Annotated in this window: 12 protein-coding genes; 7 read left to right on the top strand and 5 right to left on the bottom strand. The window is 35.1% G+C overall.

Annotated elements, in window-relative coordinates; all coding sequences use genetic code 11:
- Both ACU8DI_RS03945 and ACU8DI_RS03940 read left to right on the top strand, forming a co-directional pair.
- The gene (locus ACU8DI_RS03945; protein ID WP_447111436.1) at positions 1 to 1,620 is read left to right on the top strand and encodes a S8 family peptidase; all 1,620 of its coding nucleotides are present in this window, start codon (positions 1 to 3) and stop codon (positions 1,618 to 1,620) included.
- Positions 1,621 to 1,641: 21 nt separating this feature from the next.
- A complete protein-coding gene (locus tag ACU8DI_RS03940; protein ID WP_447111435.1) occupies positions 1,642 to 3,507 on the top strand; it encodes a M1 family metallopeptidase in 1,866 nt (621 codons plus the stop codon).
- 46 nt (positions 3,508 to 3,553) lie between these two features.
- Here the strand turns inward: ACU8DI_RS03940 and ACU8DI_RS03935 are convergent, their stop codons facing one another.
- Entirely contained in the window at positions 3,554 to 4,744 is a 1,191-nt protein-coding gene (locus ACU8DI_RS03935) for a succinylglutamate desuccinylase/aspartoacylase family protein (RefSeq protein ID WP_447111434.1), read from the bottom strand.
- A 5-nt stretch (positions 4,745 to 4,749) separates the two neighbouring features.
- A complete protein-coding gene (locus ACU8DI_RS03930; protein WP_447111433.1) occupies positions 4,750 to 6,600 on the bottom strand; it encodes a CBS domain-containing protein in 1,851 nt (616 codons plus the stop codon).
- A 139-nt stretch (positions 6,601 to 6,739) separates the two neighbouring features.
- Here ACU8DI_RS03930 and ACU8DI_RS03925 point away from each other — a divergent pair, with 139 nt between their 5' ends.
- The 4 genes from ACU8DI_RS03925 to ACU8DI_RS03910 all read left to right on the top strand — a co-directional run bounded on the left by ACU8DI_RS03925 (position 6,740) and on the right by ACU8DI_RS03910 (position 10,485).
- Positions 6,740 to 7,540, top strand: a complete 801-nt coding sequence (locus ACU8DI_RS03925; RefSeq protein WP_447111432.1) for a S24 family peptidase — start codon at positions 6,740 to 6,742, stop codon at positions 7,538 to 7,540.
- Between the two features lies 1 nt (position 7,541).
- On the top strand, positions 7,542 to 7,913 hold the full coding sequence (rnpA, locus tag ACU8DI_RS03920) for a ribonuclease P protein component (RefSeq protein ID WP_447111431.1): 372 nt from the start codon (positions 7,542 to 7,544) through the stop codon (positions 7,911 to 7,913).
- A gap of 19 nt (positions 7,914 to 7,932) precedes the next feature.
- Positions 7,933 to 9,570 carry a S41 family peptidase gene (locus ACU8DI_RS03915; protein WP_447111430.1) on the top strand — a complete coding sequence of 546 codons (1,638 nt, stop codon included), beginning with the start codon at positions 7,933 to 7,935 and terminating at the stop codon, positions 9,568 to 9,570.
- A gap of 66 nt (positions 9,571 to 9,636) precedes the next feature.
- Complete coding sequence (locus ACU8DI_RS03910; protein WP_447111429.1) at positions 9,637 to 10,485, top strand: OmpA family protein; 849 nt, start codon at positions 9,637 to 9,639, stop codon at positions 10,483 to 10,485.
- Here the strand turns inward: ACU8DI_RS03910 and ACU8DI_RS03905 are convergent.
- From ACU8DI_RS03905 to rpiB, 3 genes are read right to left on the bottom strand one after another with little or no spacing between them, the layout of a single operon-like run.
- Positions 10,482 to 10,931 carry a GNAT family N-acetyltransferase gene (locus ACU8DI_RS03905; RefSeq protein ID WP_447111428.1) on the bottom strand — a complete coding sequence of 150 codons (450 nt, stop codon included), beginning with the start codon at positions 10,929 to 10,931 and terminating at the stop codon, positions 10,482 to 10,484. The genes ACU8DI_RS03910 and ACU8DI_RS03905 overlap by 4 nt on opposite strands.
- 18 nt (positions 10,932 to 10,949) lie before the next feature.
- Entirely contained in the window at positions 10,950 to 11,861 is a 912-nt protein-coding gene (locus ACU8DI_RS03900) for a cation diffusion facilitator family transporter (protein WP_447111427.1), read from the bottom strand.
- Positions 11,862 to 12,302, bottom strand: coding sequence for a ribose 5-phosphate isomerase B (rpiB, locus tag ACU8DI_RS03895; protein WP_447111426.1), 441 nt, complete (start codon positions 12,300 to 12,302; stop codon positions 11,862 to 11,864).
- Between the two features lie 1,025 nt (positions 12,303 to 13,327).
- On the opposite strand from rpiB, the gene ACU8DI_RS03890 reads away from it, so the two are divergent.
- Entirely contained in the window at positions 13,328 to 15,568 is a 2,241-nt protein-coding gene (locus ACU8DI_RS03890; protein WP_447111425.1) for a ribonuclease R family protein, read from the top strand.
- The last annotated feature ends 5 nt before the right edge of the window (positions 15,569 to 15,573 follow it).

Below are 15,573 nucleotides of genomic sequence, written 5' to 3'. Positions count from 1 at the left end.
ATGAAATACTATTTTAAGCCCTTATTGTTTTCAATTTTCGCCGCAATTATTCTACTTGGCTGTGGAAGCTCTTCTGGTGTCATATCAACACCTATTGAAAATATAGACTCGTCACCGTTAAAGGTATCACCTCTTACGGATAGTGAAAAGAAAACGTGGTCTCATTTGGATTTAGCAACAGATACCATTCCGGGAATGAGCGTTGAAAAAGCCTATAAAGAGATTGTAAAAAATAAAAAAGGTCAAACGGTTATTGTCGCAGTTATAGATTCTGGAACAGATATCGATCATGAAGATTTAGACGATGTGCTATGGACAAATGAGGATGAAATTCCTAACAATGGAAAGGATGATGACAACAATGGGTATGTAGACGATATCCATGGCTGGAATTTTGTTGGAGATGGTTATAATGAACAATTGGAGTTTGTGCGTCTTTTGGCTTCAGGAGATAAAAGCAATCCGAGATATGCCGAGGCCGAAGCCGAATACAAGTCTGAATATCAGAAATATACTGGGTATAAAACGCAATATGAACAGATTCTAACACAAGTAAAAGCTGCTGATGATATATTAACCAGTCACTTCGGAAAAGCAGATTATACCAAAGAGGAGGTTGCTGCCATTAAAACTGAAGATCAAAAAATAGATCAAGCAAAACAGATTGCCCAGTACTTCTATAGTAATGATATTGAATCCCTAGCTTCCGCTAAAAAAGAATTGTCTGATGGTTTAGTGGAAATCAATGACCGCCTTAACTACAACCTTAATAAAAACTTCAGCGGACGTAAAACAGGAGATGATCCAAATGACATCAATGACATGCCTGGTTATGGTAACAATAATCCGAGACCCTCAATTAAAAGCGAAAGCCATGGAACTCATGTCACCGGAATTATTGCGGCAGAGCGCAACAACAGTATAGGCATGAATGGTGTAGCTAACAACGTTCAAATTATGGCCATCCGATCCACGCCTAACGGTGATGAATATGACAAAGATGTGGCATTGGCTATTAGATATGCTGCTGATAATGGTGCTAAGGTCATCAATGCAAGTTTTGGTAAGTCTTACTCGCCTCATGGCGAATGGGTACGTGATGCTATTAAATACGCTGCTGAAAAAGATGTCCTTTTTGTTCATGCAGCAGGTAATGATAGTGAAGATATTGACGTTGCTAAAAACTTCCCAAATGATGCTGTTGGTACAGGTCCAGAGGTAGCAGATAATTTTATCACTGTTGGTGCTCTTACTTATGATTATGGTTCTAATATGGTGTCAAGTTTTTCAAATTATGGAAAAGTCAATGTGGATGTATTTGCTCCTGGGAGTGATATCTACTCAACCATGCCAGAAAATGAATATGACTTTAACAGTGGTACATCGATGGCTGCGCCTAATGTAGCTGGTGTGGCGGCTCTAATTCGGTCTCAATACCCTAGTTTATCTGCTAGTCAAGTCAAAAAAGTTCTAATGGATTCTGGACTTCCTATCACGACCAAGGTTGCCATAGGTGAAAATAAAGACGTGAAATCCTTAGCTGAAATCTCTAAATCAGGAAGAATTGTAAATGCCTATAACGCATTAATTTTAGCATCTCAAATGGCTAATTCGAAATAATTCTACCCAAATAAATAAACTATGAAATTTAAATTAACCTCAATATTGTTTGTGTCTTTGATATGGCATTCTTTGAGTGTCAATGCACAAGAACAAACCATTATCTACAAATCAGATGGCTTTTGGCAACAGCAAGCTGATTATAAAATGGCTATAGATATGGATGTTGAGTCCTATCAATACGATGGAAAACAAACCATTACTTACACAAATAATTCACCAGATGTCTTAAATCGTGTGTATTATCATTTATACTTTAATGCCTTTCAGCCAGGAAGTGAAATGGATGCAAGATTGCAAAGTATTGTGGATCCAGATTCCAGAATGGCCAACAATATTGGAACTAAGGAAGCACCGGTATATGAGAGTCGTATTGCAAAACTCAAAGACGACGAGATTGGATTTATTAAGGTAAATAGCCTTAAAAAAGATGGTAAGCCTCTTGATTATACCGTTGAAGGTACAGTCATGATTGTAGATTTAAATGATCCTATTCAACCTGGTCAAACCGTCAATTTTGATATGGATTTTAAAGGACAGGTGCCTGTTCAAATTCGTCGAGCGGGACGTAATAATAAAGAAGGTGTGGCATTATCTATGACACAGTGGTATCCTAAACTTGCCGAATATGACAATGAAGGATGGCATGCCGACCCTTATATAGCGAGAGAGTTTTATGGCGTATGGGGAAATTTTGATGTTAAGATTACCATTGACAAAGATTATGTTCTTGGTGGTACAGGTTACCTTGAAAATGCAAACGACATTGGTTATGGCTATACCGATGAAAAAGTTAAAAAGCCCAAGGGTAAAACACTCACATGGCATTTTATAGCGCCAAATGTTCATGATTTTACTTGGGCAGCAGATCCAGATTACAAGCATGACACCATGCAAGTTCCAAATGGGCCTTTGCTTCACTTTTTATATAAGAAGACGATGCCTAAGGAAAATCTTGAGAATTGGAAAAAAATGCAGCCTAAAACCGTTGAACTAATGCAGTACTTTAGCGAGCATATTGGTACATATCCTTATGATCAATACTCCGTAATTCAAGGAGGTGATGGTGGTATGGAATATGCTATGTGTACACTTATCACAGGAATGCGCAGTTATGGTAGTTTAGTAGGTGTTACTGCCCATGAAATGGCACACACCTGGTTTCAATTTTTATTAGCCACTAATGAGTCTAAACATGAATGGATGGATGAAGGGTTTACAAGTTATATTTCAGACTTAGCAATGAAGGAGGTAATGCAAGAGCAAGGGAAACCATTGGAAAGGGCATTCAATCGATACCTTTCATTGGCGACTTCAGGATACGAGCAGCCATTAACAACACATGCCGATCGTTACAATTACAATCAAACCTATGGTATATCAGCGTATAACAAAGGTGCTGTGTTCTTAGCACAGCTTGGCTATGTTATTGGCGAAGACCATTTAAAAACAACGATAAAAAAGTATTATAAAGATTTTGCTTTTAAACACCCAAAACCTCTTGATGTCATTCGTACTGCTGAACGAGTCTCTGGACTAGAATTAGACTGGTATCTTATGGATTTTGCACAAACCACAAATATCATTGATTATGGTGTCACGAACATTGATGATAACAAAGTGACTTTAGAAAGAAACGGTGCCATGCCAATGCCTATTGATTTAGTGGTTACTTATACCGATGGCACTACAGAAGCCTTTTACATCCCATTGCGAATGATGCGTGGTGAAAAGCCTACATCAGCTACTGTGTTGGAAGATTGGGCTTGGGCATTTCCAAACTATACTTTCGAAGTTTCGAAATCTGTAGATTCAGTACACATTGATCCGAATAATGACATGGCTGATGTGAATAAAGAGAATAACGTCTTTTCGGTTTCAGAATAACTCATAGCCACCTTAACGGAAAGCCTCATCGAATGATGAGGCTTTTTTAATACCAAATTTCAGATTTGTAACTATTTGTCTTCGAAGTGCGTTCCCTATTATGTAATACGAGATATTTGAAACTTATTTGCCTATTTCTATATCCTAATAAATGAAAAATAGACTTTGCATAAAACCTTGCAATTCCCAAGTTCACTTTTAACCCGTTTTTATCGGAATTTAACCAAGAAATCCCAGGAAGAATCGCGAGTAAATTATCAAATTTTAAGCGTCTTAAAATTGCCGAAAGAAACAGTATGAAGGGTTGAATCGGTCTAATGATAAAAAAACCTTCCGCGCCTTTCGGTTGGTACAACGGCATAAATAATCTAGCGCTTACTGGTGATGTGATTTTTTTGCCGTCACATACAGCGAGCAATGTGCCCTTTTTTACTGGTTGAAAACTCTTGAAACCAGGTTCCATTGTAAAGGTTTCTCCTTGTTTGATTTGATGTAAATAAGTGACTTCAAAAATTTTAGCTATGGATTGCGCATTGCGCTGTAAGTTCTGGTAATGATTAAGAAATTGTGGACTGTTTTCTTTTGAGAGCATTTCAGTAAATACCAATGACAAATGAATAAAGGTAACACAGTTATCTACAGCTTCCTTCTCATCATGCTGACCTGATTCAAAACCCAATGACACGTAGCCTAGCTCATTTATATAACTCAATAGAGGACCATTTAAGTATTCTTCAATTCCTAAAACAATGGGTACGGGAAAAAGCTTTGAAAACTTTCTATTAATCAAAGCATCATTGATGGTAATAAATGGAAGTGTCTTACTAGAAGTCGTATGAAAATCTATAAAATAAAACGGTCCTGAATTTGAAGCAATAATAGCTTTCAATACCTGAAATACGTCGTTTCTCTCTATTTCTTCCGAATTCAATTCTGAATGACTTTGTCGGGCTTCTAGCTGTGATTTTGTCCATAATCTATTCAAATCTACATCCAAGTACCTTTGGTTTTTTTCTAGTGCCTTCAAATTACCGGAAACTCCATAAATAGTACCATTAATAATTTCAGGATTGAGTGTCTTTAAAGTGGCTTCCAGTGCAAAAACACCTGCGGTTTCATTACCGTGTAAACCGGCAAAAAAGACCATTGTAGGACCTTTAGAAGTTCCTTGCACATGATGAATAATACGACCGACTAATATGGTCTTATCAAGCGCTTTGTTTTTGACTAATGTCATAAAATTTATAAATCGTTCGTGGTGATTATTCCTATTAATTTTCTATTCTTAACCACAGGCAAACAACTGATGCGATTCTCAACCATAAGTGTTTTTGCCTCTTGTAATGATGCGTCTTGGTGAATAGTGATGACCTCATCTTGCATGAACATTTGGACGTTTTTGGTGCTTTCTTCAATTTCGTTGATATGATTTTTTATATCAGACCAGCTTAACAAACCAATAAGGTCTTTGTTCTTATCGATGACTGGTATATGATGAATGTGCTTCCATTGCATGATATGTAACACTAATTCTAAGCTGTCTTTGGCATCTACCGTGAGTAAGTCTGTGGTCATGACATGCAATACTTTTTTGTCGATATCAAATGTGGTATGGTCATTTTCATTTAACTCTCTCCAGGTTGAAACAGGAAAATCATGTTCCTGCTTTAAATACATATTAGCCGTTAAAACTTGCAGTGCCTCTTGGCGTTTTTTAGACTTCAGAAGGTTTCTATAACTTTTTATAAACCATTGGGAGCCATTGTTACTGTTGACTCTGTTTTTGATCACTGTTAAATAATATTCAGCGTCTTTTGGCGTGATTCCAACTTTATAAAGGCCTCTGTAAGCCATAGGTAAAAGTTCGTCCAGAATAAGTTCTTGGCTAGAAATGGTTTGGCCCTTCCAGTGAAATTGTGCTGCCATTCCATAGCGAGCGGCTGTAAAAAAATTGGTCTTCACATCCTTAAAATCCATAGTCTTATGTATATGATCTTCTGTTTTTGTTCGACCTACCATAATGCCTACCCAAAACATCATATTAGCTATCTCATCGGTCATTGTTGGTCCAGAAGGTAAGTATCTGTTTTCAATTCTAAGATGAGGCTTTCCATCTCCAACACCGTAGCACACGCGATTCCATCTATAAACAGTTCCATTGTGCAGACTTAAGGCCTTTAATTTTGGAATGATTCCTTGTTGTATCATTTCCATACTGTCTTTGGTAAATTCTGAGGTGAGAAGACTTCTAAATCTTGATATATTATCTTTAAAAATATCTGTAATGCTTCCTGTTTCCCAGTGATCTCCAAAACTCACGCGAGATTGCTTTTCATTCAGTAAAAATGAATTGGCTCTAGTGTCTACGCTTTGTGTGAATAGTGCGATTCGTGTTTCACTCCACAGTTCCTTTCCAAAGAGCATCGGTGAGTTTGTACAGACACTTAAAACTGGACCTGAAATAGCCTGAGCCCAATTATAGCTTTTAATAAAATCATCTGGATCTATTTGAAGATGGGTCTGAAAACTCGTATTGCAGCCTTCCAGCATCACGGTGTCATGTAGTAAATTCAGTTCATCAACGCCTTTAATGTGAATATCAAAGTCCTGTTTTCTGGATGCCTTAATCGCTTCATTCAACACATAATAACGCTGAATAGGCGTCATGTTTTCAATACCAATGTGCTTTAAGGATAACGTTGGCAGAATGCCTGTTAATGCAATTTTGGTGTTGAGGTTATTAGCTGCTGAAATTGCTTTTGATAACAACGTTTTCAACTGTTCATGTAAAAGGGAAAAACAATTAGAACCTAGTTCTAGTGGGTCTAAATTTATCTCGAGGTTATAATTTCCAATTTCCGTTGTAAAGTGCACATCATCGATTGCTTTCAAAAGTTCCAAAGCGTTATTGTTCGGTAAAAATTCAGGAGTTACTAAACAAAATTCCTGCTCCGCACCTATACGAATTGGTGTTTTTTCAATCATATCATGATCAATCATATAATCCAGAGCTTCAATATCCTTAGTAAGTTGATGGATATAATTGGCTTTATCCTTCTTTTTAGAAAGTTTAGTCACGTGTAAATGTCCCATAATAACGCGGTATTTATGTTATTAAAGTTACACCAATGTTAGCGCTTAAAATATGATTTTAATCATACAGCAATGGAATATATTGAGAAAGAATACCACAAATGTTTGAATTTTAATTACATTTATCACCACACTCATTATGGAATCTATAAATCAAAAAATAGCCGCGATAATTCACCATTTTCACTTTAATAATTATGCGTTTTCAAAACGTATTGGTGTTACTGGAACTACCATTGACAGTATTGTTAATGGGAGACCTCAAGCAAATGGTACTCGGAAAAAAACCAAACCAGGATATGATGTCCTTTCATCTATTATCAATGAGTTTGATATCAATCCTGATTATCTCTTCGGAAAAAGTAGCATCATGCTCAAAGCCGATCTACCTAAAAACCCAACATATTCTGGAATGCCGAAAATCATCGCCTCTTCAAACGATGATATCGAAAACATTATTTATGTTCCTGCAAAAGCTAGAGCGGGTTACTTAAATGGTTATGGTGATCCTGAATTTATGGAAAGTCTACCTAATTTTCATATGCCACAACTCCGCAATGGCACCTTTAGATGCTTTGAAGTTCAAGGGAATTCTATGCTATCCACTTTTTATGATGGTGATTTTGTATTTGGTACTTATGTAGAAGATTTGAAAGATCTTCGAGATGGTAGGGTTTATTTGGTCGTTAGTAAAAATGATGGTATTGTATTAAAACGTGTTATTAATCGCATAAAAGAAGAGGGTAGCCTTATTCTAAAAAGCGATAACCAAGATGGAAATTATCCAGATTTTAAAATTCCGGTGGAGGATATTCTCGAAATTTGGTATGTAACCATGTACGCATCAAAGCAAATGCCAGAACCTTCAGATGTTTATGATAAACTTAAAGATTTGGAACACAAAATCGCCAATCTCGAACATTTAATACCGAAAAACTAACATGTCGTTTTCTTACCCAAAAAAGGAAAAACTGAAAAGTCAAAAATTAATTGAGTTATTGTTTTCCGAAGGGAAATCTTTATCTGTTTACCCATTGCGCATGGTCTATCTCAAAACTGAATTTGACGAAGACACCCAATTCAAAACAGGGGTTTCAGTAAGTAAAAGACATTTTAAAAGTGCGGTCGATAGAAATCGCATCAAACGCCTGTTAAGAGAAGCTTACCGACTGAATAAAACCGTACATTTTAACAACATTTCGTCTTGTTATGCGTTAATGATTTTGTACATTGGTAAAGATGGAACAGATTTTGATTCCATAACTTTAAAAATGAATGAACTTTTAGCTGCTTTTTCTAAAAAAGTTGACTAATGATAAATGGTTGTAAATCATGAAAAAACTACTACAAAAAAGGCTAATCATCCCTCTTGTCGCCTTAACTATCTTCTTTAGTGGAACCGCTTTTAAAAGTGATTTCTTTGAGATTGCTAAACAGATTGAAATCTTTACAACGCTTTTTAAGGAGCTTAACATGAATTACGTGGATGAAACGAACCCGGGTGACCTCATGGATACCGCTATCAAAAGCATGTTGAATGATTTGGATCCTTATACGAATTATTACAATGAACAAGATGTTGAAGCTGCTAGAATTAATAACGCTGGAGATTACACAGGAATTGGAGCAAATGTATTAACACTTAAAGATAAATTAGTAATTGTTGAGGCTTACAAAGACTATGCTGCAGATAAAGCAGGTTTAAAGGCTGGTGACGAAATCATTAAAGTTGATAATGTCACAGTTGCCGATTTTAAGGATGATGCCGGAAACCTATTGCAAGGAGCTGCTGGAACCACCGTAAATGTGACTTATATCCGACAAGGACAAACGGAAACTACTACGATAAATAGAGAGGCTGTTGATATTCATGCCGTGCCTCATTTTTCAATGGTAAGTGATAATATAGGTTATATTGTTCTGAGAAAATTTAATGAAAAAACGTCTTCTGAAACCATTAGTGCCTTGCGTTCCTTAAAAAGTCAAGGTGCCGAAAAATTGATTTTAGATTTACGTGGTAATCCAGGAGGTTTACTGCGAGAAGCTGTAAATGTCACAAATATATTCGTGCCGAAAAATCAGTTGGTTGTGACTACTAAGTCCAAAGTAAAAAAATATAACAAAACCTATTACACACAAAAAGAGCCAGTCGATACGCAAATTCCATTGGTAGTTCTTATAGATGGTAGTAGTGCGTCTGCGAGTGAAATCGTTTCAGGTGCGTTACAAGATTTAGATAGAGCAGTTGTTGTTGGTGCACGTAGTTTTGGAAAAGGACTTGTACAACGCCCTAAAAAACTGACCTATGGTACCCAAATGAAAATAACCATTTCAAGATACTACACACCTTCTGGACGTTGCATTCAAGCATTAGACTATTGGAATCGTGATGAAAATGGTAAAGCAACACGTGTAAAACAAGAAAATTATAACGCTTTTAAAACCAAAAAAGGCAGAACGGTGTACGATGGTGGTGGTGTACAGCCTGATCTTGAATTAGATGCAACCAAACTCAGTACTATCACCAAAGCAATCATCAATGAAAATTTGATTTTTAAATATGCAACCGAATACTATTACAATCATCCTGCGCCTTCAGACTTAAAAACATTTGAATTACGGGATGCTGAATTCAATAGTTTTAAAAATTTCTTAATCGATAATGATTTTAGTTTTGAAACCGAAACCGAAAAAGCATTTGCTACAGCTTTAAATGTGGCTAAAGAAGAGCAACTAGCTGGCGAAATTAACGAGGACTATGCGAACTTAGTAAGCGCTTTGAATCAATATAAAAGCAAAGCTATTGACGCCAACAAAGCACAGTTATTATCATTACTTTCAGATGAAATCGTCAAACGATATTTCTATAGAGAAGGATTATATGAATACTATGTGGCGAACAATTTTGAAATTCAAAAAAGTGTGGAAATACTCAAAGATCCTACTAATTATTTAAGTTATTTGAACTGATAACAGACTTAATATTTGACGAAAACTTTAAAAAAACTATATTTAATTCCTGTTTTCGATAAAAAAATGAAGAACATACTATTAATATCATTTCTATTCACGCAACTTTTGATGGCTCAAGAGGAAATGCGTCATGAAGTGTATTTTGAGACAGATAAGTTTGAAGTGCCTCCTACTGAACACAATAGGTTGCTATTATTTTTATCCCAAATAGAGAGTATGGATATTGCAAAGGTTTCCATTTACGGATTTACAGACGATAGAGGTAGTGACAACTATAACTTAGTATTATCTCAAGAACGTGCCAATTCCATCAAAACTATTTTCTCAAATAATGAATTTGATGAGTCCGTAATTACCAACGTTGATGGAAAGGGTAAAATCTTATTGAAATTAGTAAAGGAAGATGATCTTAATAAAATTCGTGGTCTCAACCGAAAAGTAGAGATTATTGTGTCTTCAGTATTTCCTCCTAAACCAAAAGATTCTCCTGAAATTGTTGAAGCTAAAAAGCGTGAAGCCAAAGAAATTTTAAGAGGTGAATTGAAAGCTGGAGATAAATTTGAACTCAATAATATCCTATTTAAAACAGGCTACAGTAAATTACTACCTGAGTCTAAAGAAACACTCAAAGAGATTGCAGAAATCCTGGTAGAGCGAAAAGACATTTATTTCACCATTCAAGGTCATGTGTGTTGTACGAAAAACAGTCGTGATGCGATTGACCGTAAAACTAAAAAACGAAATTTATCTGTTGCTAGAGCTAAATATATCTATGATTATCTAGCAAAAAAAGGTGTTAGTACAAGACGTATGAAGTATGTAGGTATGCGTCGTAAATTTCCCTTAGGTGGTGAACCCAAATTAGATAGACGGGTGGAGATTTTAATTACCTATGTAGGCGATAGTAATTAATTCCTTCTAATCATACCAATATGTGGGATGCCATCCTCAAGATAGGGCTCTCCTACTTCAAAAAAATTAAGATTATTATAAAATGTCTTTAGGTAGGTCTGAGCTGATATTTTAATGTGACCGTCACCATAGGCGTCTCTTATCGCCTTTATAGATGCCTTCATTATAGCATAGCCATATTGATGATGGCGTTCATTTTCACGCACCACTACTCTACCAATGCTGGCGTTTTCAAAATAATCTCCTGGAGAAAACACGCGTGTATAAGCAACGAGATGAGCTTCTTTATAACCTAGAATGTGCAAGGCATTTTGATCTTTACCATCCATATCTTGATAGACACAATCTTGTTCCACTACAAAAACTTCACTGCGTAGTTGTAATAGCTGATACAGTTCTTGAGTAGTCAATTCTCCAAACGATTTGATTTTGATGTCTAATACCATAATTAAAATTTTAGACGATTAGTCCTGAACAATAACCTCTTTAGGATCTTCTTTATTGAATTCAGGTTGAATGGTGACATGATTAATATTAAATTGTTCATGTAAGATCGTTTCAATATCTGTAAGTAACTCATTAAACATGGTGGTTGTGATGTCTTCTTTAAGATCTAAGTGCGCTTCTAAGTGCAGTTCATTGTCACTCAAATTCCAAATATGCACATGGTGTAATTTACTCACTTTAGGCAATTTGTTGACGGCTCTCACAACTTCTTTGATATTAATGTCATCTGGAGTGAACAACATGAGCATTTTAGTAGACGTTTTTAACAAATCAAAACCTACCCAAATTAAATAGAGAGCTATCAGTAAAGTTAAAGCACTATCCACCCAAAATAACTGATAGTATTTCATAAGTAATCCTCCTATCAAAACAGCGACACTCGCTAACATATCTGTTAGTAAATGTAAATAGGCAGATCGCATATTAATATTATTTTTTGCATCGTTTTTCAACAATAACACACTAAATCCATTACCTAAAATAGCAATTAAAGACAACCAAATAACTAAACTAGAATCTATAGATTGTGGATTTTGAAAACGTTCAATTGCTTCAATAATCAGTAAGATGGCAACAATGATAAGTGTCGCAGCATTCACGAAAGCCGCTAAAATTTCCGCGCGTTTATAACCAAATGTTTTTTGTAGTGAGGCTTTTTTTTTGGAAAGCCTGTTTGCTACATAACTCACTATCAAAGATAAAACGTCACTAAAATTATGAAGGGCATCACTTAAAAGTGATAAACTACCAGATACTACACCACCAATGACTTGGGCCACCGTAATGATTATATTTAAAAGAATGGAAATTATAAGATTTCTTCCCTTTAAATCTTCGTGAGAATGATTATGGTTATGAGCATGTCCCATCTATGAGCAAGTCACAGGAATTTTATCAACGCGGTTTTGGTGTCTACCACCTTCAAACTTTGTATTTAAAAATGTATCTACAATTTGGATGGCTTGCTGTAAGGCTGTAAATCGCGCAGGAATACAACAAATATTAGCATCATTATGTAAGCGGGTTAACTCTGTAATCTCTTTAGACCAACAAATACCAGCTCTCACTTTTTGATGTTTGTTGGCAGTCATCGCTACACCATTAGCACTGCCACAAATCAGAATTCCAAAGGGTACTTTGCCTTCTTCGACATCTGTCGCTACGGGATGAACAAAATCTGGATAATCCACACTATCATTGGTGTCTGTACCATAGTTATTAACAGTATAACCTTTAGCTTTTAAATGTGCTACAATAGCTTGCTTATACTCGGTTCCAGCATGATCATTACCTATAGAAATTGTCTTCATATCAACGTGTTGTTTAAAACCCTAAAGTTACTAATTGCTGATAAATAATAGTGTCAAAAACATCATAACTTATTCAATTGATTTAGATTTAACTCACAATAGTCACTAAAGGCATTGTTAACTACTAAAGGGTTTTTATCTCATTACTTGTTAATATCTCATTGTAATTTGTAACAACTTTTTCTTGCGTTATTTAATTTATTTTTCAAACAAAAACAGGAATATAATAACCTAAAAAATTAGTCATTTTTTTTAGTGAAGTTATGAGCATCGAACTTAAAAGATACCAACATCAAAATTTTAAATAGTTATCAAATGTAAGTTGTCAACATCAGTTATAAACAGCTGTTAATAGCATTTGAAATTCGCTTAAAAATGAGGAATTTAAATGTAAAATTAATGTTAACTAAATATGAAGTAAAAGTCATAAGTCATATTTCAAAATAAAAGTTAAAAAAGTTATACCTCTATTAACAGCCTATAATCATCATCATTTATTTTTTAAAATTTTAAAAGAAAAAAGATGATATGTATATATATGTTGATAACCAAAATTGAAACTATAGAAAGTAGGATGTACAGATATTTTCGTTCCTAAATTTAGAAAATTAAAAAAATGATATTGCTTTCGTTAGCATTGTGAGGGTCGAGACAGTTTCAGATTAGTCAGGTTATCAACAAAGATTACTTTGTTATTTTAGTTGGTTTAACAATTGATGGAGATCTTATAGCGACTGAAGGAATGCATGATACACACGTTTAGATCACGGTACTTATGCAGATGAAGCTAATCCAATTCCGCTGAATTCCAATGAAGCATACGCTCATATTATGAGTCGTAAAAATATGTAAAGCCTTGTCTTATTTACATGGCTTTTTTTATTAAATTAACACTAATTAAACACTAATAAATAATTAAAGCGTAGATTTGTAGAAACTTAATAGCTTCTCTCCTCCTATTATTAAGTTGATTAAGAAAGAATTCCTAACACTTTTAGGAAACGAAAATGATTACAATTAAATAAATGACAAGAAAGAAAAAAAGGAAATCCTCAAACAAAAAGATTTCCAACCTTACAAATACTATTCTAAGTATTCTAAAAAAAGATAGAAACCAAACTTTTAACTATAAACAAATTGCTGCCAAGATTGGTGTTGATGATGCGAGCAGTAGAAATCAAATTATTAAAAAACTTCAGCAGCTAAAAGCGAAACAAGAAATTGAAGAAGTAGATCGTGGTAAATTTAAAGCGGTTGTTAATACAGAATACCATGTAGGAAAAGTTGATATGGCCTCTAGAGGATCTGGTTATATCATTAGTGATGATTTTGATGAAGATGTATATATAGCTTCCAATAATATGAACAAAGCACTTCATGGTGATGAAGTTGAATTTTACGCCTATAAGCGCAGAAAACGTGGTAAAATTGAAGGTGAGATTACCAATATTATCAAGCGTGCTAAAAGTGAATATGTGGGTGTCATACAAATCCATAAAAATTATGCCTTTGTTGTAGCCGACGGAAATAAAATGTACACAGATATCTTTGTACCTATTAACAAAATAAATAAGGCTGAGGAAGGTGATAAAGTTTTGGTTTCTTTAGAAGATTGGCCAGAAAAAGCGGATTCTCCCTATGGAAAAGTACTGAAAGTTCTCGGTAAACCTGGAGAACACAATACTGAGATCCATGCCATTCTGGCCGAGTATGGCTTACCAATGGAGTTTCCACATGAAGTCGAAGCATTTGCAAACACATTAGATACCTCTATTACCAAAGAAGAAATAGCCAAACGTCGCGATATGCGAAAGGATCTCACCTTTACGATAGATCCTAAAGATGCTAAAGATTTTGATGATGCTTTATCGTTTAAAGTATTAGATAATGGTTTGTTTGAAATAGGTATTCATATTGCCGATGTATCGCATTATTTGAAAGAAGATACGGTTTTAGATGATGAAGCTTATGAACGGGCGACCTCTGTTTATTTAGTAGATCGAGTCGTACCAATGCTTCCTGAAATTTTATCGAATGGTGCTTGTTCTTTAAGACCTCATGAAGAGAAATATACCTTTTCTGCAGTGTTTAAAATGAATGAAAAAGCCGAAATAAAAGATCAGTGGTTTGGAAGAACTGTGACCTATTCGGATGCGCGTTTTGCTTATGAAGAAGCTCAAGCCATTATTGAACAAAATAAAGGGTTACAATTGGTTGATGTATTAAAGCAACCTCAAAAGATTGATCAAACCATTCCGAAGGATGTATCCTTATCTGGAAACAGCTATCAAACAAGTCAAGATATTGCTCAAGCGACCTTGGCATTAGATCATTTAGCGAAGATCATGCGTCGTAAACGTATGAGTGCTGGTGCTATTTCCTTTGATAAAGTGGAAGTGAAGTTCAATTTAGACGAAGAAGCGAATCCTATTGGTGTGTTTTTTAAAACCAGTAAAGATGCGAATAAGCTCATTGAAGAGTTCATGTTACTAGCAAATAAAAAAGTGGCAGAATTTATAGGAAAACAAAATCCGAAAAAAACGTTTGTCTATCGTGTACATGATGAGCCTGATGATACTAAATTAGCAGCGCTTCAGAATGTGGTGGGTCGATTTGGTTATAAACTTAACTTTAAGGATCGAAAGAGTATTTCAAATTCACTAAACAACTTATTGAAGGATGTCAATGGGAAAAAAGAACAAAATTTAGTAGATACGCTTACCATTCGTTCTATGAGTAAGGCCGAATATACCACACATAATATTGGACATTACGGATTAGCTTTTGATTATTATACCCATTTTACATCACCCATTCGTCGTTATCCAGATGTCATGGTTCATCGCTTGTTACAGCATTATTTGGATGGTGGTAAATCAGCTAATGAAGAGGTTTATGAAGATAAATGTAATCATTCCAGTAATATGGAAAACTTAGCGACAAAAGCAGAACGAGATTCTATTAAATATATGCAAATCCGATTTATGGAAGACCATAAGAATGAGGAATTTGTTGGTGTGATTTCTGGTGTGACTGATTGGGGCATTTATGTAGAAATTATAGCAAATAAATGTGAAGGTATGGTAAGTGTGCGTGATATGAAAGATGACCATTACCAGTTTGATGAAGACCATTATGCTTTGATTGGTAAAAACTCTAAAATCATGTACCAATTAGGCGATGAAGTTGTTGTAAAAGTGAAGAGTACCGATTTGGTCAAAAAACACCTCGATTTTACGTTGATAGGAAAACATACATCTAACTAAATTGT

It is taken from the genome of Psychroserpens sp. BH13MA-6 (genome assembly GCF_052983595.1).
Note: the sequence above shows the minus strand (reverse complement) of the source record. Positions and strands in the feature narration are given on the sequence as shown.